Origin of the sequence: Streptomyces sp. FIT100 (genome assembly GCF_024584805.1) — a bacterium.
Taxonomy (GTDB): Bacteria; Actinomycetota; Actinomycetes; order Streptomycetales; family Streptomycetaceae; genus Streptomyces.
In genome coordinates this window covers 3,837,285-3,856,404 of sequence record NZ_CP075715.1, presented here as the reverse complement: position 1 = coordinate 3,856,404, position 19,120 = coordinate 3,837,285, and the positions used below count along the sequence as shown (strand labels likewise).

The window sequence follows — 19,120 nt, the reverse complement described above, 5'->3', positions numbered from 1 at the left end:
CATGGACTTCGACCCCACGGAGGAGCAGACCGAGGCGCGCGAGCTGGCCGCGCGGATCTTCGGCGATCTGTCCACCCACGAGCGGCTCACCGCCGCCGGGACGGGCACTGACGCCGAGCTGTGGAAGGCGCTGTGCGCGACCGGGCTGACCGCGGCCGTCGAGGACATCGGGCTGCTGGGCCTGGTGCTGCTGCTTGAGGAGCAGGGGCGTACGACCGCGCAGGTCCCTTTCGCCGCGACCTGTGTGTACGGACTGCTCGCGGTGGGCCGGCACGGCTCCGACGAGCAGCGGGCGCGGCTGCTGCCGGCCCTGCGGGACGGGACGGCGGTGGCGACCGGCGCCTTCCCGTGGCGCGGCGGGATCCGGGCCGGCGGCGACGGACGGCTGACCGGGACGGTCCCCTGGGTGCCCTGGCTGCGGGACGCCACGCATGTCCTGGTCCCGGGCGAGGACCGGGCTCTGTGGCTGATACGGGCGGCGGACGCGGAGCGGGATTCCGTCGAGACCACCGCCCCCTGGGCGGCCGCCCGTCTCGTCCTGGACGGCGTGCCCGGCGAGCGACTCGGCGACGGCACCGCTTACGAGGACGTGCTCACCGCCGCGCGTGTCGCGTTCGCCGGGCTCCAGGCGGGCGTCTGCGCGGGCTCGCTCGCCCGTGCCGTTGCGTACACGTCGGTGCGGGAGCAGTTCGGGCGCCCGCTCGCCACCAAGCAGGCGGTACAACTCCGCGCGGCCGACGCGTACATGGACACGGAGGCGATCCGGGTCACGGCGTACGAGGCGGCCTGGCGGTACGACGAAGGGCTGCCGTGCGCCACGCACGCGCTGGCCGCCGGCTGGTGGGCGGCGGAAGCGGGCACCCGGGTCGTCCACACCGGCCAGCATCTGCACGGCGGACTCGGCGCCGATCTCGACCACCCGGTCCACCGGCACTTCCTGTGGGGCCGCCAGCTTGACGCGTATCTGGGCTGCGGCGCCCGACTTCTCGACGAACTCGGCACGTTGCTCGCAAAGGAGGATGCGGCATGAAGTCCGGTGACGAACTGCCCCCGCTCACCATCCCCATCACCCGCACCCTGATCGTCGCGGGAGCCATCGCCTCCCGGGACTACCAGGACGTGCACCATGACGCCGAACTCGCGCGGGAGAAGGGCTCGCCGGACATCTTCATGAACATCCTGACCACCAACGGGCTCGTCGGCCGGTACATCACGGACCACTTCGGCCCCTCCGCCGTGCTCCGCAGGGTCGCGATACGGCTCGGCGCGCCCAATTACCCCGGCGACACGATGACGCTGACCGGCACGGTCACCGAGGTCGACGGGGACACCGCCCAGGTCCGTGTCGTCGGGGCGAACGGCATCGGCCACCACGTCACCGGCACGGTCACCGTGACCGTCACCATGCCCATGCCCATGCCCATGCCCGTGCCCGTTCCCGTGACCGAGGGCGCCGGCAGCGAGGAGACGGGGTCATGAGTGTGCGCGGTGCCGACTCGCTCGGCGGGCGGGCGGCGGTGGTCGGGATCGGGGCGACCGAGTTCTCCAAGGACTCCGGGCGAAGCGAGCTGACCCTGGCCGTCGAAGCGGTCCGAGCCGCCCTCGACGACGCAGGGCTCTCCCCCGCCGACGTCGACGGCATGGTCACCTTCACCATGGACACCAGCCCCGAGATCACCGTCGCGCAGGCGGCCGGCATCGGTGAGCTGTCGTTCTTCTCCCGTATCCACTACGGCGGCGGCGCGGCCTGCGCCACCGTTCAGCAGGCCGCGCTCGCCGTCGCCGCCGGAGTCGCCGAAGTCGTCGTCTGCTATCGGGCGTTCAACGAGCGGTCGGGCCGGCGGTTCGGCTCCGGGGTGCAGCAGCGGGAGCCGTCGGCGGAGGGTGCGGCGCTCGGCTGGAGCCTTCCCTTCGGCCTGCTCACGCCCGCTTCCTGGGTGGCCATGACCGCCCAGCGCTATCTGCACACGTACGGGCTGACCCCGGAGGCGTTCGGTCAGGTCGCCGTGGTGGACCGCCGCCACGCCGCCCGCAATCCCGCGGCGTACTTCCACGGGAAGCCCATCACGCTCGCCGACCACGCCGCGTCCCGGTGGATCGTCGAGCCGCTGCGGCTGCTGGACTGCTGCCAGGAGACGGACGGCGGGCAGGCGCTCGTGGTGACGTCCGTCGAGCGGGCCAGGGACCTGCCGCACCCGCCGGCCGTGGTCGTCGCCGCGGCGCAGGGGGCCGGCCGGGCACAGGAGCAGATGACCAGCTACTACCGGGACGAGCTCACCGGACTGCCGGAGATGGGCGTGGTCGCCCGCCAGCTCTGGCGGAGTTCCGGGCTCGGCCCCGGCGACATCGAGGTGGGCATCCTCTATGACCATTTCACGCCGTATGTACTGATGCAGCTGGAGGAGTTCGGCTTCTGCAAGCCCGGCGAGGCGGCCGACTTCGTGGCCGCGGACACCCTTCCCCTCAACACCCATGGAGGCCAGCTGGGCGAGGCGTATCTGCACGGGATGAACGGCATCGCGGAAGCGGTCCGACAGCTCCGAGGGACCTCGGTCAACCAGATACCCGGCGCGGCGACGACCCTGGTCACAGCCGGTACGGGAGTCCCGACCTCCGGGCTCGTCCTGGGTGCGGACGGCTGAGTCCGCCCTGCTCGGCACGGGCGCGGGCAGCGAGGCCCGGCGGATCACCCCGAGCGCAGCGGCGCCGTGACCCCGATGCGCGGGGACACGGCCCTCCACCTACAGGAGGTGGGGCCCGCACCAGCCCTACAACCTGAGGGGGACCCTGGTTCGGGACCTGGGGCCGATCCCGTGATGCGGGGCCGCTCCTAGCGTTGAGCCATGACCACGCCTGTCTGTGCGACCGCCTCCAGGGCCGCATCGCCGCCGCCCTCCTACCCGCCGCGTCCGGCGCGCGCCTCGTCTGCCTCGCACCCCTCGGTCCCGTCGGCCCCCTCGCACCCCTCCCATCCGTCGTACCCGTCGTTCTCGTCGTACGTACGGGCGCGGGGGCCCGTGCTGCTGCGAACCGCACGGTCCCTCACGGCCAACCCCAGCGACGCCGAGGATCTGCTGCAGACCGCGCTGACCAAGACGTACGTCGCCTGGGACCGCATCGAGGACCACCGGGCGCTCGACGGCTATGTCCGCCGTGCCCTGCTCAACACGCGTACGTCGCAGTGGCGCAAGCGGAAGGTCGACGAGTTCGCCTGCGAGGAGCTGCCCGAGCCGACCGGAGTGCCCGAGCCGGACCTGGCCGAGCGGCAGGTGCTGCACGACGCGATGTGGCGCGCGGTCATGAAGCTCCCGGACCGGCAGCGCGCCATGGTCGTCCTGCGGTACTACGAGGACCTCAGCGAGGTCCAGACCGCCGAGGTGCTCGGCGTCTCGGTCGGCACGGTGAAGAGCGCGGTCTCGCGTGCGCTCGGCAAGCTCCGCGACGACCCGGAGCTCTCCCCGGTGCGCTGACGCACGGCCCGCCGGCGCCGGTGTGCCCCGGGTACCCAGGGCGCCCCGGGCGGCCTCCCGGCCAACTGCTCCACCGGAAACCGATCTCCCGGCCGATCGGGCTTTCCCGAAGACTCCCCGAAGCGTCCCCGAAGAGTCCTCCCGTCTTTTCGTACCCGGGGGTAGTGACATACCGCGTGGTATGTGCGCAGAATCTCCACACCCTTACTGCCATGCGGGCCGGGGTCCGGGGGAGGACGCCCCCGGCCGAGAGCTGCGCGCCCACCGGGAGGACGCCGTGCTGAGCACCATGCAGGACGTACCGCTGACCGTCACTCGCATCCTGAAGCACGGGATGGCGATCCACGGCACTTCACAGGTCACGACATGGACCGGTGAGGCCGAGCCGCAGCGCCGCACGTATCGCGAACTCGGCGAGCGCACCGCGCAGTTGGCACACGCCCTGCGCGAGGACCTCGGCGTCGAGGGCGACCAGCGCATCGCCACGCTGATGTGGAACAACGCCGAGCACGTGGAGGCGTACTACGCGATCCCCTGCATGGGTGCGGTGCTGCACACGCTCAACCTCCGGCTCCCCGTCGAGCAGTTGGTCTTCATCGTCAACCACGCCGCCGACCGGGTCGTGATCGTCAACGGCTCCCTGCTGCCGCTGCTCGCCCCGCTGCTGCCGCAGCTGCCGACCGTCGAGCACATCGTCGTGTCCGGCCCGGGCGACCGCTCGGTCCTTGAGGGCGCGCGGGCGCAGGTCCACGAGTACGAGGAGCTGATCGCCGGGAAGCCGGTGACGTACGACTGGCCGGAGCTGGACGAGAGGTCCGCCGCGGCCATGTGCTACACCTCCGGCACCACCGGCGACCCCAAGGGCGTCGTCTACTCCCACCGCTCCATCTATCTGCACTCGATGCAGGTCAACATGGCCCAGTCGATGGGGCTCACGGACTCCGACACCAGCCTGGTGGTCGTCCCGCAGTTCCATGTCAACGCCTGGGGACTGCCGCACGCCGTCCTGATGACCGGCGTGAACATGCTGATGCCCGACCGCTTCCTCCAGCCGGGCCCGCTCGCCGAGATGATCGAGACCGAGAAGCCGACCCACGCCGCCGCGGTCCCCACCATCTGGCAGGGGCTGCTCGCCGAGCTCACCGCGAAACCGCGGGATGTCAGCTCCCTCACCCAGGTCACCATCGGCGGCTCCGCCTGCCCGCCGTCCCTCATGGAGGCGTTCGACAGCCTGGGCATGCGCGTCTGCCACGCCTGGGGCATGACGGAGACCTCCCCGCTCGGCACGATCGCCCGTCCGCCGGCCCATGCGGTCGGCACCGACGCGGAGTTGGGGTACCGCCTCACCCAGGGGCGGTTCCCGGCCGGTGTGGAGGCGCGGCTGCGCGGCCCGGCCGATGAGTTCCTGCCGTGGGACGGCGAGTCCGCCGGCGAGCTGGAGGTGCGCGGCCCGTGGATCGCGGGCGCGTACTACGGCGGCGCGGCGTCCGGCGAGCCGGACGGGGCGCTGAGGCCCGAGGACAAGTTCAGCGAGGACGGCTGGCTGAAGACCGGTGACGTCGGCGTCATCAGCCCCGAGGGCTTCCTCACCCTCACCGACCGGGCCAAGGACGTCATCAAGTCCGGCGGTGAGTGGATCTCCTCCGTCGAGCTGGAGAACGCACTGATGGCGCACCCCGAGGTGGCGGAGGCGGCCGTCGTCGCCGTCCCGGACGCGAAGTGGGGCGAGCGCCCGCTGGCCACGGTCGTCCTCAAGGACGGTGCGACGGCCGACTACGCGTCGCTGAAGGAGTTCCTCGCCGGCAAGATCGCGAAGTGGCAGCTGCCGGAGCGCTGGGCGATCATCCCGGCGGTGCCGAAGACGAGCGTCGGGAAGTTCGACAAGAAGGTGATCCGCAGGCAGTACGCGGAGGGCGAGCTGGACGTCACGCACGTCTGAGCCGGTACGCCGGGTGGGACCGACTCCTGCGTCCCACCCGGCGCACGGCCCCTTCCGCGCGGCCCCCCCCGTGCGGTCCGGCACTCGGCCCCGGCATACGGCCCGCGCGCACGGCCCCGGCATACGGCCCCGCCCACGGCCCCGTGTGCCCGCACGGCAGTCCGTCCGGCTGCCCCTCGCGAGCGGTGCGACGACACTCGCCGCCGGCCCGAAATGTCCGAAGGGGCCGGCTGCCCCGGTCGGCATGCCGTACTGCTCGCCGGCAGAAGCACGACGACCGGAAGATCGCCGCCTTCGCCGACGCGTCGCAGACTGCTCGCGTTCGTCGGCTGGTCCACCGCCGAGCCGCAGATGCGCAGAATCGTCATCGACAGCCCGGACGAGGACCGCGAACGGCTGCGCTCATCGGTCCACGCGGCGGCGCGGCGCTCACGACGAAATAGGCGGATCAGCGCCGGCGGCACGCCTCCGCGGCGCAGGGCTCAACGACATCGGCACGGCGGCACTGGCTCAGCTACACCGGCTCAGTGGCGCGGGGCGCGGCGGCACCGGTTCAGCGACGCCGACCGGCGCGGCGCGCCGGGTCAGTTCGTACCGATCTTCGCGAGCAGGTCCACGATCCGCTCCTGCACCTCGGCGCTCGTGGAACGCTCCGCGAGGAACAGCACGGTCTCGCCCGACGACAGCGAGGGCAGCTCGGCACGGTCGAGTCCGGCCGAGGTGTAGACGACGAGCGGGGTGTGGTTCAGCTGGCCGTTCGCCCGCAGCCAGTCGATGATCCCGGCCCTCCGGCGGCGTACCTGCATCAGGTCCATCACCACCAGGTTCGGCCGCATCTGCTGCGCCAGCGCGACCGCGTCCGCGTCGCCCCCGGCCCGCCCGACCTGCATCCCGCGCCGCTCCAGCGTCGCCGTCAGCGCGGTCGCGATGTCGTTGTGCTCCTCGATCAGCAGCACCCGCGACGGATGCTGCTCGCTGTCGCGCGGCGCCAGCGCCTTCAGCAGTACGGCGGGGTCGGCGCCGTATGCCGCCTCGCGCGTCGCCTGCCCCAGACCGGCCGCGAGCAGCACCGGCACCTCGGCCGCGACCGCCGCCCGGCGCAGCGACTGGAGCGCGGTACGGGTGATGGGGCCGGTCAGCGGGTCGACGAAGAGCGCCGCGGGGAACGCCGCGATCTGCGCGTCCACCTCCTCGCGCGAGTGCACGATCACGGGGCGGTAGCCGCGGTCGCTCAGGGCCTGCTGCGTGGCGACGTCCGGCGCGGGCCAGACGAGCAGTCGGCGCGGGTTGTCCAGCGGCTCCGGTGGAAGCTCGTCGTCCACGGGTACGGGGGCGGGCTGGTTCGCGACCTCGACGGCGCCGCCGGGGCCGTCGAGCGGCTCGGGCCCTTCGGCGCCCTCGTCCGGCGCGCCGATCGCGTAAGCCCTGCCCTCGGCCGGGGCGGCGAGCCGCTGCAAGGGCTGCTGGGGCTGCGCCAAATGCCCGGACTGCCCGGACTGCCCCGGCGTGGGCGTCGGCTGGAGCTGCGGGTGCGGGCGGGCGGTCGTCTCGGGAAGCGCGCGCTCCCCGCGGCTGTCGCTCTCGGGCGGGGTGGCCAGCTTTCGGCGGCGGCCCGCGAGCGTCTGGCTCTGTGACGGGTTCTGCCCGAGCGTGCCGTTCGGCGAAGGTGACGGCGGCGCCTGCCGTGGCGGCGCGACAGCGGCACTCTGCCCGGTCTGTCCGCTCTGCCCGGCGGCATGCTGGGCGAACGGTACGCCCTGGCCGAGCGTGCGCACACTGAACGACCTGCCGAGCGAGGCGTCTGCGGGCAGCGGTGCCTCCGCGGGCAGCGGCTGCGCGGCACGCCGCGGCTCACCGGGAGCAGCAGGAGCGGCAGGAGCGAGAGGGGCGGCCGAAGCAGGCGTGGGCGCGGGAGCGGGAGTGAGAGCCGAGGGAGGCAGCGGTACGGAGCCGCTGTCGCCGCCTCCGGCCTGCGCGGGTGCCGCGGCGCCCTCGTTCACGGCCGGGCCATGCCCGGACGTTGACGTTCCGTTCGCGGTCCACTCCGGCTCCGGCGCTGCCGCCGGGCGCGCCCGGCGCCGCCCGGTGGGTACGGGGTGCGGCTGCGGAGGGGTGTGGTCGGTGCCCGCCGCGACGGGTGCGGCGTCGTGGCGCCGCTCGGCGACCGGGGCGACCGGGGCGACCGGGGTAGCCGGGGCGGCCGGGGCCGTCGGTGGGACCGGAGCGGGTACCCGGTCGGCGTCGGCAGGCGGCAGCGCGAAGGCGCTGCGCACCTGCGCGGCCTGGTTGCTCCTGACCTGCTCCTGCGCACCGGCACCCGTGCTCGCGCTCGTGCCCGAACCCGCGCTCGGCCCGCCGAGTGCCCTTCGCGCACGGCGCCCGGCCGGCTGCGCGATGGCCCCCGCCGGCTCCAACGCGCCGGCGCCGGTCTCGGCCGGCGGATTGTTCTGGCCGGGTACGGGCCATCCGGTGGCGGCAGGCGCCGCGCCGGGCCCGGGCACGGGGATGCCTGCGTTGTCCTGTCCGGCGGTCGCGCCCTCCGGCGCCGTCGGGGCGTTCGGGGTAGTCGGGGCGTTCGGGGCCGCCGGCAGCGCGGGCAACGACGACGCCTCGGCCCGCCGGGCCCGACGGCCGGTGGGCCGGCCGGTCTGCGCCTCCGGGGCCATGCCCTGCGGCGGGACGGTGTCGCCCAGCGCGGGGCGCCCGCCCCCGGCGGCCCCTTCCGCCGCGGTGACGACGGCGCCATCGGCCGTCTCGGCCGGGCTCGGACGTCCGCGACGACGGCCGGTGCCGCCGCCCGCGCCGCCCGCACCGGCGCCGTTACCAGCACCCGCACCGGGACCCGCACCAGCACCCGCACCGCCGTCGGAGTCCCCGTCCGCATGACCGGCTGCCCGGCGCCGCCCCGACGGTTCGCCGGTCGCCTCCGGATCCATGGGGCTCTCCAGGAACGCGTCCGTGGACGCCCGCCGCGCACGCCTGCGCCCGCCGCCACCGGAAACGTTCCCGGACGTGCTCCCGGACACGTTGCCGGACGTACCGACCGGAGCGGCCTGCGCGATCTCGGCGGGCGGCGGCGGCGTCACCGTGCCCGCGCCCTCCCCCAGCGGCACCTCCAGCACGTACGCGCTGCCGCTCATCCCCGGCACCTCGTGCGTCTGCAGCACACCGCCGTGCGCGGTCACGATCCCGCGGACGATCGGCTCGTGCACCGGGTCGCCCCCCGGGTACGGTCCGCGCACCTCGATCCGTACGACATCGCCGCGCTGCGCCGCCGCGACCACGATCGTCGAGTCGACGTAGCCGCCGGCCGCCCCGGCCGCCACGACCCGGGTCCTGCCGGTCGAGTCGACCCCGGCGACGTCCGCGATCAGATGGGCCAGGGCCGTTGCCAGCCGTGCCGCGTCCACCTCGGCCTCGATCGGCGGGGCGTGCACCGCGAACTGAGCGCGCCCCGGGCCGATCAGTTCGACCGCGCCGTCGACACCCGCCGCCACGACCCCGTCGAGCAGCACGTTCGCCCGCAGCAGCGGCTCGGCGCCCGCGTGCAGGCGCTGGAAGCCGAGGACGTTGTCGACCAGCGTGGTCATCCGGGCGTACCCGGCGGCGAGGTGGTGCAGGATCTGGTTGGCCTCGGGCCACAGCTGCCCTGCCGGGTCGGCGGCGAGCTTCCCGAGCTCGCCGCGCAGCTCCTCCAGCGGCCCGCGCAGCGCATCGCCGAGGACGGCGGTCAGCTGGTCGTGACGGGCGGTGAGCGAGGCGAGGCGCTCGTCGCGCTCCTCGGCCTCCGCCGCGTACCGCTCCGTCTTGTCGGCCAGCTCGGCCGTCCTGTCCGCGAGCTCGGCCGCGTGCTTCTCGGTGAGGCCGCCGAGCTCCGCGGCGTGCTTCCCGGTCAGCTCCGCGAGCTCCGCGGAGTGCCGCTCGTCGCGCTCGGTGATCTCGGCGGCGTGCTTGCGCGCCTGCTGCTCGTAGGGCCGCCGGTCGGTGAACGTCATCACCGCGCCGACCAGCTGGTCCCCGTCCCGCACCGGCGCCGTCGTCAGGTCGACGGGTACCTGCGAGCCGTCCTTCGCGTACAGCACCTGCCCGCGGACCCGGTGCTTGCGCCCTGATTTGAGCGTGTCCGCGAGCGGCGACTCCTCGTACGGGAACGACTCGCCGTCCGGCCGCGAGTGCAGGATCAGCGGGTGCAGCTCCTTGCCGCCCAGGTCGCTGGCGCGGAAGCCCAGGATCTGCGCGGCGGCAGGGTTCACGAGCACGACCCGGCCCTCGGTGTCCGTACCGACGACACCCTCGGCGGCGGCCCGCAGGATCATCTCGGTCTGCCGCTGGGAACGGGCGAGTTCGGCCTCGGTGTCCATGGCGCCGGAGAGATCGCGCACGACCAGCATGAGCAGCTCGTCGCCGGTGTAGCTGGCGCCGGTGCCGCCGCCCCCGCTGCCACCGCTGCCGTACGAGGCGTACGCCTCCCGGCCGTCCTCCAGGCTCGCGCTGGTGACCTCGGCGGGGAACTCGCTGCCGTCGGTGCGCCGCGCGACCATCCGGGTGGGCTTCGTACGGCCGCGCTCGTCGGCGGCCTCGGGGCGCCGCATCGAGCCCGGGATCAGCTTCGAGTCGAAGGACGGGAGCAGATCGAGGAGCCCTCGCCCCACCAGCGCCGTACCCGGCGTCTCGAACATCTCCAAGGCGATGGTGTTGGCGTTGACCACCGTGCCGTTGCAGTTGACCAGGACGAGCCCGTCCGGGAGAGCGTCGAGTATGGCTGCGAGGCGAGCAGCGCCTCGGGATGGCCTGCTGCTCACGACGACGCTTCCTCCCTGACTTACAGCATCTTGCGGACGGCCGGCCCCATCTTGCCCCTCGGGCCGCAGCCTGTCACTGGAGGGAGTCTAAAGGCAGGGGATGGCGGTGCGGCGGCGGATGAGGGGGAGCTCTCACCAAGGTTCTGTGTACACGCAGTAGTCGTGTGCGTGACGATTCGCCCCTCGCGTCCCCGGTGCCGCCGCCAGGTCGGGCCGGGGGCAGGCCCCGGGCGGTTACGTCCTGGCGGTCGGCAGGACCGGCTCCAGCTTCTCCCACCGGTCGATCTCGCAGCCGTTCGTGCGGTCGTAGGCGGCCTCGACGGCGCGCCCCTGCCAGGTCCCGGTGATCCGCGCGGTGGCCCGTCCGCCGTACATCTGGGTGCACATCGAGTCCCCTGGAATCCCCTCGAAGGGGTCACCCCCGCCCTCGCTCAGCTCCGCCAGCCGACCGCAGGCGGCCTCCGCCTCGGGGTGCGTACCGCCCACCGGACCGCAGGTCAGCTCGAAGGTGCCGTTGGCCTTCGGATTGCCGGTCTCCGTGGTGGTCAGCGTGAGCCGGTCCTCCGTCTCCTGCGACTGCGACTGCGACTGCAGCAGCGGCAGTGGCAGCGGCTCGAAAGCGGCAGCGGACGCGGACACGGCCGTACCCGGGGCGGTGACGACGAGCGCGGCGGTCGCGGCGGTGGTGAGAGCGAGGCGGCGCAGCATGGGCACTCCTGCAGAGCGTAAGAAGGACGAAAGGGGCGGCGCCCCGGCATCTCTAACGCTCCGCGCGCCCGCGCGTTGCGCAACCGGTACTGACCCGAGCGGGGGCCCCGCCGCCCTCCGGCGCTCCGCCGTTCAGGCCTCGCCCCGGCCTCGCTCCGGCGCCTTGCGCCGTGCTCCGCCGTCCCCGGCCCGTCCGTCTGCCCCGCCGGACCAGGGAAGCTCTTTGCCCCGGGGCCCACGGGCCTAGTACCGTGGGGATCGATTGGTGACACCCCACCCGGCTGTGTCATCATCTGCACGCACCACTCGCGCCCGCGCGGGTGTGCTGGAGGCGTCGCCTAGTCCGGTCTATGGCGCCGCACTGCTAATGCGGTTTGGGTCTTAAAGCCCATCGAGGGTTCAAATCCCTCCGCCTCCGCCCCAACACCGAAGCCCCGGCCCGACGGCCGGGGCTTCGGTCGTTCCCGACCCCGGTCCCGCCGTGGCCCCGGCTCCGGCCCCGGGTCCGCTGTCGGGCGAGCCCGGTCCCGACTGCTCCCGCCCATACCGCTGTACGAGTGTTTTCGCAGGTCAGACAGGGTGCGGCTAATGGATTTCGTCTGACGGCGCAGGTCATGTAATGTTGTTCCCGCAACGCCGACCGGGCAGAAAAGCCCAAGAAGCCAAGCACTCGTAGCTTAACGGATAGAGCATCTGACTACGGATCAGAAGGTTGCAGGTTCGAATCCTGCCGAGTGCACACAGGTCAAAGCCCCCTCGGGATCATCCCGGAGGGGGCTTTGTCGTGCCGTACAGCAGCGAAGTACAGCAACCGCACTGATCGTCGTCAGCCGGTACCGCCCATCGCGTCGGACAGTTTGCCGATCGCGGCGCGTACTTCTTCCTCGCTCGCCTCGGCGTAGACCTCCATCGTCATGGCGATCTGGGAGTGCCGCAGGATGCGCTGAGCCACCTTCGGGTGGACCTTGAGGGCGACCAGGAGCGAGCTGCATGTGTGCCGGGTGTTCCGGAGTGGGATCACCCGGAGCCCGGCGCGACGGGCACGCAGAGCGAACATGCGGGTCAGGTTCCCCGGCTCGATCGGCGTGCCGTACTTCGTGGTGAAGATCAGGTCATGGCCGTCCTGCCAGAGCTCCCCGGCGGCTTTCCGGTCCCCAAGCTGCTGGGCGCGGCGCATGCGCAGGGCCTTGAGGCAGAGTGTCGGCAGAGGCAGGAAGTCGTCCGAGTCCTCCGTCTTGGTCTCGCGGTGGAGGATCTGACGCCCAGCGCGCTGGATCTGGTGATCCACGTACAGCTCGCCGGTTTCGAAGTCGACGGACTTCCACGTCAGGCCGAGCACCTCACCACGGCGGAGCCCGAGGCACAGCACGAGCACCCAGGCCGCGAAGAGGTGGTCATCCCGGGCGGCGGCATCGGCCAGGAACCGGCCTGCCTCGGCGACGGACCACGGCTTGATCCGGCGGCGACGAGGCTTGGGCACCTTCACGAGGGAGGCGACGTTCTTGCTGATCTCCTCCTCGGTCACGGCGTGGGTCAACGCGGCCCGCAGGGCATCGCGGGAACCCTGGATCACCCGGCGGGACGGGTATGACTCGCAGCAGTCGCCGACCGCGCAGCACTTCCGCCGGTAAGCCTCCCGCTTTGCGTCCTTGCCCTGGGCGCAGCACTGGCAGATGGTCGCGAGCTTGGTCAGCCACTCGCGCACGTCCCGCACGGTGAGCTTGTCGAGCCGCTTCGCGCCGAGATGAGGGGCGATGTAGAGCCGCACGTAGCCCTCGTACGAGACATACGACAGCGGGGCGAGGTTGGGCTTCACGATCGAGTCGAGCCAGTACGAGAGGAACGCCGCGAGCGTTCGATGCCGGGTGGCGACCGGGCCCTTCTTCGCCTCGGCATGGAGGTTGAGCCACTTCTCGTGGACCTCCTCGCGGGTCTTGCCGTAGGCGTACTTCCTGGCCCGCTTCCCGTCCGGCTTGGTGACCCAGACGTAGGCCGCGTAGCCGCCCTTGTACGGGTAGATGGAGCCCTCGCCGTTGCCACGCTTGCCGCTCATGCCGCCCACCCTTCGGTGTTGGCGGTGACGCGCTGGACGTACTCGTCGACCCAGGCGGGGAGGATGCGGCGGTTACGGCCGACCTTGACGGAGCGGATCTCCCCGGTGAGCACCAGCATCTTGGTCTTGGACAGGCCGAAGCCGAGCATGTCGGCGACCTCGGCGGTGGTGTGCCACTTCCGCTCGATCACGGTGCTGGTCATGCGGTGACTCCTTCCAGGGCGAGTTGGTCTTGCAGGGCTTCGCGGGCGGTTTCGCGGTTGAGCTGGAGGTCTCTGGCGATCGTGGCGGCGAGGACGGATTCGCCGGGGGTGTGGCCGTGTCCGGCGTACTCCCAGGAGGCGAGGACGAGCACGGTGTCGGGGTCGCCGAGGGCGTCTTGGTCCTGGGCGGCGCGGTAGTCGGCTCGGATCTGGCGGAGGGCGCCGAGGGTGGTGGAGTAGCGGCGGGATTTGGTGGAGAAGTGGCCGCGGAAGCCGAGCATGTGGGCCCAGGTGTCCAGCTTCCGGTCGGGGTAGAGCGGGGCGAGTTCGAGGCAGGCTTCGATGAGGCGGCGGGGGTGGTCGGGCACGTCCAGGAGGTGGAGGACTTCCCGGTTGCCGATGCGGCGGTCGAGGCTGCCGGTTGATTCGGCGGCTTTGGTGGCGTACTTGGCGACGTAGGAGGCGACGGCCTGTTCGGTGATGTCGGAGCCGTCGCCGAAGGCTTTGACCGGTCGGATGTCGAGCTGTTGACCCCAGCGGAACGGCCGGCGGGGCTGGTCCCCGGCGGCCGGGACGGTGATCGAGGTGTAGGAGTGGGCGACGGCGGCGCGGATCGCATCGGTGAGCAGCTGCACGGTGGCCCAGGAGGGCGGTGCCGTGTCGGGGCCGTCGGGTCCGTCGAGGCGGATCACAGCGTGGAAGTGGATCGCTCCGCGCTTCTGGAACTCGGCGACCTTGCCGTAGGAGAGGCGCAGCACATCTTTGAGGTCACGCTGGGAGAGTCCGGCGCGGGCAGCGATCTCGCGGCGGAGCCGGGTGGTGAAGCGCTGCCACAGCTGGCCTGCGTGGTTGTTGAAGAGGACTGTTCCGGCGTAGTCGTACGTGGCCGGGTCTAACGCGGTGCCGAGGGCCGGGGCGTCTTCGAGGTGGCGGGTACCGCAGCGGCAGACGCCACGGTCGGGACGGTTGTGAACCGGGCCGAACGACGGTGCGGTGAGGGTGGTGAACACCCGGGGGTGGTCCCGGACGGTGGCGGGGATGTCTTTGGACTCGTCACCGGCCAGGCCCGCGCGGATGAGGTGGTAGGTGTCCCCCGCGTAGGTGTAGGCGCAGGAAGGGCAGCGGGAGGCACGGCGGTTGCCGCACGCGACGCGGAGTCGTCCGTCGGGCTCGGTGTCGGTCGAGTACCGGCGCAGTGTCTCGCCGGTTGTCTTGTCCTTGGCGAGGGTCCAGCCGGTGAGGTGGATCGGGTCGGAGCACCCGCCGGTGCGGTGCACCTGGTCTTTCCAGCGGTCGAAGCCGGGGGCCCCGGCCACCCGCAGCACATCGCTGAGGATGACCGGGTCCAGGCCCGCCAGGGTGGCGGTGTCGGTCACGCGGCCACCTCGGCGAGGACGCGGCGGGCGGGGCGGGTGCCGGTGCCGTGGCAGGCCGGGCAGTGGACGGTGATGGTGCGCAGGTGTCCGGCGCGGTTACGGCCGCCGAGGGTGACCTTCACGCTGGGGAAGCCGTCGCAGTTCGAGCAGACCCGCGCGGCGGGGCTGGTGGGCTGGGCCATGATGGACGTTCCTTCCGGATCGGTTGGTTCGGGCAGGGGCACGGCTTCCGGGGCGGCGGATACTTGGCGGTTGAGACCGCCCCGGGAGCCGTTCAGCGGCGCTTGGTCTCGGAGGCGAGCAGCGAGCGGAGCACGACGGCGCAGACCGCGACCGAGGCGGCGGTGATGGCAACCGCGAGGAGCATCGAGACCAGGACGGCGCCGACGACGAGCACCACGGCGGTGCCGCCACCGACGAGGGCGACCAGAGCGCCGGGCGTGAGTTGCACGGTGGGGCGGGGCGGCGCCGCCGGGACGACGGATGCCGGGGCCGGGGTGTGCTGGACGATCGCGGTCGGATTGGCGGTGGGCGGGGTGACGATGCCGGTCGGTGTCGGCATGGTGGGGATCTTCGGGCGGAGCATGGTGGTTCTCCCTTCTGCGTGGGCTACTTGACGGCGGTGTCGATGACGGGGGCCAGGAGGCTGTCGGCGAGGAGGTAGCCGCCGAGGAGGAGTACGGCGACGAGCCACCAGGGCGGGCGGATGAGCTTGATGCCGAGGGCGCCGACGACGATGAGGGCGAGCCAGAGCGGTACGTCCATGGCGGTGATCTCCCGGTCAGTCGGTGATGCGGCAGCGGTGGGTGCGGGCGGCGAGCTGGGCAGCCGTCTGGCTGGCGTAGTCGGCGGACCAGCCGCAGCGGTCGGCGGTGCATACGGCGGCGTGCTTGGTGCGGCCGTGCCGGTCGCGGTGGGTGCCGATCTGTACGGGACCGATCCGCATCACGGAGTGGAAGTGGTCGCGAGCGGGCATGACGAGTTCTCCCTTCTGGTCAGGCGAGTTGGGCGGCGATGGCGTCGGCCATCGGGCCGGGGACGCCGAGGCGGGCACGCAGGGTGTCGGTGTCGATCGGGCTGCCGGTACGGGCGTGGTGGTCGTCGGCGACCTTGCGGGCGTGGTCGACCAGCGCGGCCGGGACGGCGGGAGCCGGTTCGGGAGCGGGCTCGGGGGCTGCGGGCAGGGCCGGGGCAGGTGCCGAGGGCTCTACGGGCGCAGGCTCAGCAGCGGGGGCCGGTTCGGCCGGCGCACTCTCCGTCGGTTCAGGCTCGGGGTCGGGGTCGGCCACGGCCGGGGAGTGGGCGAGGAGCGTGCCACCGAGGAAGGCGAGCGCGGGCCATCCGGCGATGCCGAAGCGCAGCCACGCGGGCGGGTGCTGGAGGTCGAGGAACCCGGCGGTGGCGACGTTCGCGCCGAGCGAGGCGACCAGTGCGATGAGGAACCAGCACCAGGCCAGCCGGGAGGGTCCGTCGTTACGCAGTCGGCGCCAGGCGGCGACCAGGAGCAGGTCGACACTGACCGGGTAGGCCCATGCCTTCCATCCGGTCTGTCCGGCAGCGGCGGCGAGGTCGTGCAGGTGGGCGAAGGACAGCGCCCCGGCAATCACGGCTTGCACCAGGACGGCGTCGACGCGGAGTGAGCGGGTCATGTCTCCACCTCCTCTTGGGGTGTCAGGCGGTCGGAGCGGTACCGGAGCCGAAGCAGGTCAGGCAGAGCGCGGCCTGCCGATCGGCGGTCTCGCGGAGCTTGCGGGCGGAGCCGACACGGACGGTCTCGGCGATCTCTCCGACGCCCTTGCAGTCCGGGCACTTCTTCGGCCGGGGCTTACGAGTGGCCATGAGCGTTCCTTCCGGTTTCAGGCATGGCGGGGGTAGGGACTTGGCGCGGGGCGGTCGCGCCGACCGGGGTGCGGGTGGGTCAGACGGAGGCGGTTGCCTCGGTCGGGGCGGGGATCTTGACGAGGGAGACCGGGGGCGGCAGTTCGGGCCGGAAGGCGGCGAGGCCGGGCAGCTCGGGGGTGCGGTGGGCGTGCCGGTTGCAGGCGTTCACGGCCTGTCGCATCGAGGTGTGCGGGGTGCGGATGCGGGCCCAGCCGCCGGTCGAGTCGCTGGTGACGGCGAGGCCGGGGGTCTCGGTCGGGATGGAGATGGCGGCCAGGACGGCGTCGGGGGCGATGTCGCCGAAGGCCATGTTGGCGGAGGATTCGTCGTTGACGCGGTGCGCTGTGCGGCCGGTGAGCTGGGCGCGGAGCATCGTGATGCCCTTGCCGAGTTCGGAGCCGAAGCGCTGTCCGCAGATCTCCAGATAGATTCCGGCGGCGCGGCCGAGCTGGGCGAGCCGGGCGAGAGCGGTGATGATCCGGTCCCGGCGCTTCTCCTCCTCCTTGGTGGCGAACAGGGCCAGTTCGGCCACCTCATCGACCAGGAGGACGATCGGGGTCGGACGCAGGTGGTCGGGCAGGTCCCAGATGTCGGCGGCGATCTCCGCGTCCGGGACGTCGGCGGTGATGCGCTGTTCGGCCCGGATCAGGTGGTAGACGCCCTCCATGTGGGAGACGAGTGCGTCGAGGAGATCGGCGGCGCTGTCGGGGTTGTCGGCGAGCGCGGAGAAACGGCGGGCCAGCGGGAACAGCTCCACACCTTGCTTGCAGTCGATGCCGACCAAGGCAACATCCTGTGCGGCGAGTTCGGCGACCAGGTTGCGCTGGTAGACAGACTTGCCGGACTTCGTGGCGCCGAGGGTCAGGGCGTGCGGGGTGCTGCGGTAGTCGCGGTAATGGACGGCACCGTCCTCGCGCAGGGCGACGGGGACGCGCATCGGGGCGGTGTCGACCTTGGCGGGCATCTGCACCCGGGCGAGTACGTCGTAGCCGGTCATCCGCAACTCGACGACTCCCGAGCGGAGTTCGCGGGACGTGACGCCGTGCATCGCGAACGAATGCCGCAGCCGGTCACACGCCGCCGCCACGTCGAAGGCGTCCTGACCGGGCCGGAGCCCCAGCCGTAAGACGAGACCGGTACGGGTCGGGCGAAGCCGCAGGATGCGCGGCGGACGCGATTCGGGAGCGGGACGGTTGGCCATCCGGGCGATGGCGAGCCGCCAGCGCGGCGGAGGGACGGTCAGCCCGCAGGCTTCCATGACCGAGCTGTAGTGGACCAGGACCCGCAGCGTGGCCAGGACGACCCCGAAGGTCAGCCAGTACCAGGCGGGGCGCCGCCACCGCAGGAGACCCGCGATGACGACGACCAGCGTCAGGAGGGCGGTCAGCCAGGACATGATCAGGCCGCCTTGGGCTTGGTGGCACCGGCCGCGAGCGACGTGACGGCGACCGCACGGAACGCGATGCCGTGACGGCGCTGGCCGTTGAACTCGTTCTCCCACGGCCGGGCGATCAGTCCCGTGAGGGCGACCGGGGTGCCCATGGCCAGATCACCGGAGATGCCGGTCTCGGGCACGGTCACCGAAAGGATCTCCACCTCGCCGTTGGCCGCGAACATCACGTCCACGGTCGACAGCGCGGCGCCGGTCTCGGCGTCCATCGCTCGCTCGCCGGTACGGCGGTCCTTCACCTTGGGCTGCGGGGGCTGGGCCACCATCACGGAGGCGGCGGAGGTGTCGACGGGGATCTGACGCACAGAGATCACTCCTCTAGAAGTGCTGGACTCCGCCACTCATGTACATGAGTGACATGAAGAAGAGTGCCTGACTCCTGTACATGAGTCAACCCGCCTGGACGAAGAAGTCCGGGCGGGCTGAGGAGAGTTGAGCGAGCGTCAGTCGCTGGCAGGGATCCGGTACTGGAAAACGAACTGGTCAGCGGCCATGAGGGTGTCGCAGACCTCGACGACGCGGCCCGCTTCGGTCACCGCGTTCCGGATGAGGTGAACCACGGGAGCGCCGGGGCTCAGCGCCAACTCGGATGCCTCGGCCTTGGAGGCCGGCCGGGCCGTGAGGGTCTCGACGAACTCGGCGAAGACATGACCGTCATCCTCAAGGCGGGCGTAGATGCCACCGGGGCCCGGGTTCTCGCCGAACAACTCGGGGATGTCCTTCACCACGTCCCACGGCAGATACGAGCTGGCCGTCTCCACGGGCGTCCCGTTGCGGAAGTAGAGCCGCCGCCGCGCGAGCACCTGGGCGCCGGCTTCCACGCCGAGCCGTTCAGCGATCTCCTTGGGCGCCTCCATCGGGCCGATGTAGAGGACGCTCACCTTGGCCGTAGCGCCGGACTGCTCGGACTCGGCCAGATAGGCCGCCTTGCCGCCCCGACGGTGGGACGCCCGGAAGCGGTCCGACGATCGCAGCCGCACGGGCGGCCTGTCCTTCACGATCGAGCCCTTACCGTGGCGGGTCTCCACCAGGCCACTGGCCCGGACCTCCACCATCGCCTTGCGAATCGTTCCGCTGGCGACGCCGTAGCGCTCGACCAGCTCGGACTCACTCGGCACCATGTCGCCGGGCTTCAGGACACCAGCCCGGATCTGCTGAACGATCTCGTCGGCGATCTGAACGTACCGAGGTACGGCCCTGTCACCTCCAACTGCGGTTCCCATAGTCCTTCTCTTCCT

The 19,120-nt window shown here is 72.1% G+C and carries 19 protein-coding genes and 2 tRNA genes; 7 read left to right on the top strand and 14 right to left on the bottom strand.

Going from position 1 to position 19,120, the window contains the following annotated elements:
- Position 1 precedes the first annotated feature (1 nt).
- The 5 genes from KK483_RS17295 (at position 2) to KK483_RS17275 (ending at position 5,409) form a co-directional block, all read left to right on the top strand.
- On the top strand, positions 2-1,030 hold the full coding sequence (locus KK483_RS17295; protein ID WP_262006121.1) for an acyl-CoA dehydrogenase family protein: 1,029 nt from the start codon (positions 2-4) through the stop codon (positions 1,028-1,030).
- A complete protein-coding gene (locus KK483_RS17290) occupies positions 1,027-1,479 on the top strand; it encodes a MaoC family dehydratase (protein WP_262006120.1) in 453 nt (150 codons plus the stop codon). Before KK483_RS17295 ends, KK483_RS17290 begins: the two co-directional genes overlap by 4 nt.
- Positions 1,476-2,642, top strand: coding sequence for a lipid-transfer protein (locus tag KK483_RS17285; protein ID WP_262006119.1), 1,167 nt, complete (start codon positions 1,476-1,478; stop codon positions 2,640-2,642). The genes KK483_RS17290 and KK483_RS17285 overlap by 4 nt, the downstream gene beginning before the upstream one ends.
- 201 nt (positions 2,643-2,843) lie before the next feature.
- Positions 2,844-3,470 (top strand): SigE family RNA polymerase sigma factor, encoded by a 627-nt coding sequence (locus KK483_RS17280; RefSeq protein ID WP_262006118.1) that lies wholly within the window; start codon positions 2,844-2,846, stop codon positions 3,468-3,470.
- A 277-nt stretch (positions 3,471-3,747) separates the two neighbouring features.
- Entirely contained in the window at positions 3,748-5,409 is a 1,662-nt protein-coding gene (locus tag KK483_RS17275) for a long-chain fatty acid--CoA ligase (RefSeq protein ID WP_262006117.1), read from the top strand.
- Between the two features lie 584 nt (positions 5,410-5,993).
- Here KK483_RS17275 and KK483_RS17270 read toward each other — a convergent pair.
- Positions 5,994-10,211 (bottom strand): PAS domain-containing protein, encoded by a 4,218-nt coding sequence (locus tag KK483_RS17270; protein ID WP_262006116.1) that lies wholly within the window; start codon positions 10,209-10,211, stop codon positions 5,994-5,996.
- Between the two features lie 234 nt (positions 10,212-10,445).
- On the bottom strand, positions 10,446-10,919 hold the full coding sequence (locus tag KK483_RS17265; RefSeq protein ID WP_262006115.1) for a subtilase-type protease inhibitor: 474 nt from the start codon (positions 10,917-10,919) through the stop codon (positions 10,446-10,448).
- Positions 10,920-11,246: 327 nt separating this feature from the next.
- Between KK483_RS17265 and KK483_RS17260 the strand changes: the two genes are divergently transcribed.
- Positions 11,247-11,337, top strand: a tRNA-Ser gene (locus tag KK483_RS17260).
- A 248-nt stretch (positions 11,338-11,585) separates the two neighbouring features.
- Positions 11,586-11,658, top strand: a tRNA-Arg gene (locus KK483_RS17255).
- 87 nt (positions 11,659-11,745) lie between these two features.
- Here KK483_RS17255 and xerC read toward each other — a convergent pair.
- The 12 genes from xerC to KK483_RS17195 all read right to left on the bottom strand — a co-directional run bounded on the left by xerC (position 11,746) and on the right by KK483_RS17195 (position 19,105).
- Positions 11,746-12,981: a tyrosine recombinase XerC gene (xerC, locus tag KK483_RS17250; RefSeq protein WP_262006114.1), complete on the bottom strand. Its 1,236-nt coding sequence runs from the start codon at positions 12,979-12,981 to the stop codon at positions 11,746-11,748.
- Positions 12,969-13,175 (bottom strand): excisionase family DNA-binding protein, encoded by a 207-nt coding sequence (locus KK483_RS17245; RefSeq protein WP_262006113.1) that lies wholly within the window; start codon positions 13,173-13,175, stop codon positions 12,969-12,971. Before KK483_RS17245 ends, xerC begins: the two co-directional genes overlap by 13 nt.
- Entirely contained in the window at positions 13,172-14,551 is a 1,380-nt protein-coding gene (gene repSA / locus KK483_RS17240) for a replication initiator protein RepSA (protein ID WP_262006112.1), read from the bottom strand. The genes KK483_RS17245 and repSA overlap by 4 nt, the downstream gene beginning before the upstream one ends.
- Positions 14,548-14,733 (bottom strand): hypothetical protein, encoded by a 186-nt coding sequence (locus KK483_RS17235; protein ID WP_262006111.1) that lies wholly within the window; start codon positions 14,731-14,733, stop codon positions 14,548-14,550. The genes repSA and KK483_RS17235 overlap by 4 nt, the downstream gene beginning before the upstream one ends.
- A 92-nt stretch (positions 14,734-14,825) precedes the next feature.
- Positions 14,826-15,137, bottom strand: a complete 312-nt coding sequence (locus tag KK483_RS17230) for a SpdD-like protein (protein ID WP_262006110.1) — start codon at positions 15,135-15,137, stop codon at positions 14,826-14,828.
- A gap of 23 nt (positions 15,138-15,160) precedes the next feature.
- The gene (locus tag KK483_RS17225; protein WP_262006109.1) at positions 15,161-15,316 is read right to left on the bottom strand and encodes a hypothetical protein; all 156 of its coding nucleotides are present in this window, start codon (positions 15,314-15,316) and stop codon (positions 15,161-15,163) included.
- A gap of 16 nt (positions 15,317-15,332) precedes the next feature.
- Positions 15,333-15,527 carry a mobile element transfer protein gene (locus KK483_RS17220; RefSeq protein ID WP_262006108.1) on the bottom strand — a complete coding sequence of 65 codons (195 nt, stop codon included), beginning with the start codon at positions 15,525-15,527 and terminating at the stop codon, positions 15,333-15,335.
- A 19-nt stretch (positions 15,528-15,546) separates the two neighbouring features.
- Positions 15,547-16,200, bottom strand: a complete 654-nt coding sequence (locus KK483_RS17215) for a DUF2637 domain-containing protein (protein ID WP_262006107.1) — start codon at positions 16,198-16,200, stop codon at positions 15,547-15,549.
- Between the two features lie 22 nt (positions 16,201-16,222).
- Positions 16,223-16,390 (bottom strand): hypothetical protein, encoded by a 168-nt coding sequence (locus KK483_RS17210; RefSeq protein WP_262006106.1) that lies wholly within the window; start codon positions 16,388-16,390, stop codon positions 16,223-16,225.
- 79 nt (positions 16,391-16,469) lie between these two features.
- Complete coding sequence (locus KK483_RS17205; protein ID WP_262006105.1) at positions 16,470-17,828, bottom strand: FtsK/SpoIIIE domain-containing protein; 1,359 nt, start codon at positions 17,826-17,828, stop codon at positions 16,470-16,472.
- Between the two features lie 2 nt (positions 17,829-17,830).
- A complete protein-coding gene (locus KK483_RS17200; RefSeq protein ID WP_262006104.1) occupies positions 17,831-18,187 on the bottom strand; it encodes a hypothetical protein in 357 nt (118 codons plus the stop codon).
- 138 nt (positions 18,188-18,325) lie between these two features.
- Positions 18,326-19,105, bottom strand: a complete 780-nt coding sequence (locus KK483_RS17195; protein WP_262006103.1) for a GntR family transcriptional regulator — start codon at positions 19,103-19,105, stop codon at positions 18,326-18,328.
- Positions 19,106-19,120 lie beyond the last annotated feature (15 nt).

Excerpts from the sequence above, each read along its gene's own strand:
- KK483_RS17295 (WP_262006121.1), top strand. The coding sequence starts at position 2 with ATGGACTTCGACCCCACGGAGGAGCAGACCGAGGCGCGCGAGCTGGCC.
- KK483_RS17290 (WP_262006120.1), top strand. The coding sequence starts at position 1,027 with ATGAAGTCCGGTGACGAACTGCCCCCGCTCACCATCCCCATCACCCGC.
- KK483_RS17285 (WP_262006119.1), top strand. The coding sequence starts at position 1,476 with ATGAGTGTGCGCGGTGCCGACTCGCTCGGCGGGCGGGCGGCGGTGGTC.
- KK483_RS17280 (WP_262006118.1), top strand. The coding sequence starts at position 2,844 with ATGACCACGCCTGTCTGTGCGACCGCCTCCAGGGCCGCATCGCCGCCG.
- KK483_RS17265 (WP_262006115.1), bottom strand. The coding sequence starts at position 10,919 with ATGCTGCGCCGCCTCGCTCTCACCACCGCCGCGACCGCCGCGCTCGTC.
- KK483_RS17245 (WP_262006113.1), bottom strand. The coding sequence starts at position 13,175 with ATGACCAGCACCGTGATCGAGCGGAAGTGGCACACCACCGCCGAGGTC.
- KK483_RS17235 (WP_262006111.1), bottom strand. The coding sequence starts at position 14,733 with ATGGCCCAGCCCACCAGCCCCGCCGCGCGGGTCTGCTCGAACTGCGAC.
- KK483_RS17230 (WP_262006110.1), bottom strand. The coding sequence starts at position 15,137 with ATGCTCCGCCCGAAGATCCCCACCATGCCGACACCGACCGGCATCGTC.
- KK483_RS17225 (WP_262006109.1), bottom strand. The coding sequence starts at position 15,316 with ATGGACGTACCGCTCTGGCTCGCCCTCATCGTCGTCGGCGCCCTCGGC.
- KK483_RS17220 (WP_262006108.1), bottom strand. The coding sequence starts at position 15,527 with ATGCCCGCTCGCGACCACTTCCACTCCGTGATGCGGATCGGTCCCGTA.
- KK483_RS17215 (WP_262006107.1), bottom strand. The coding sequence starts at position 16,200 with ATGACCCGCTCACTCCGCGTCGACGCCGTCCTGGTGCAAGCCGTGATT.
- KK483_RS17210 (WP_262006106.1), bottom strand. The coding sequence starts at position 16,390 with ATGGCCACTCGTAAGCCCCGGCCGAAGAAGTGCCCGGACTGCAAGGGC.
- KK483_RS17205 (WP_262006105.1), bottom strand. The coding sequence starts at position 17,828 with ATGTCCTGGCTGACCGCCCTCCTGACGCTGGTCGTCGTCATCGCGGGT.
- KK483_RS17195 (WP_262006103.1), bottom strand. The coding sequence starts at position 19,105 with ATGGGAACCGCAGTTGGAGGTGACAGGGCCGTACCTCGGTACGTTCAG.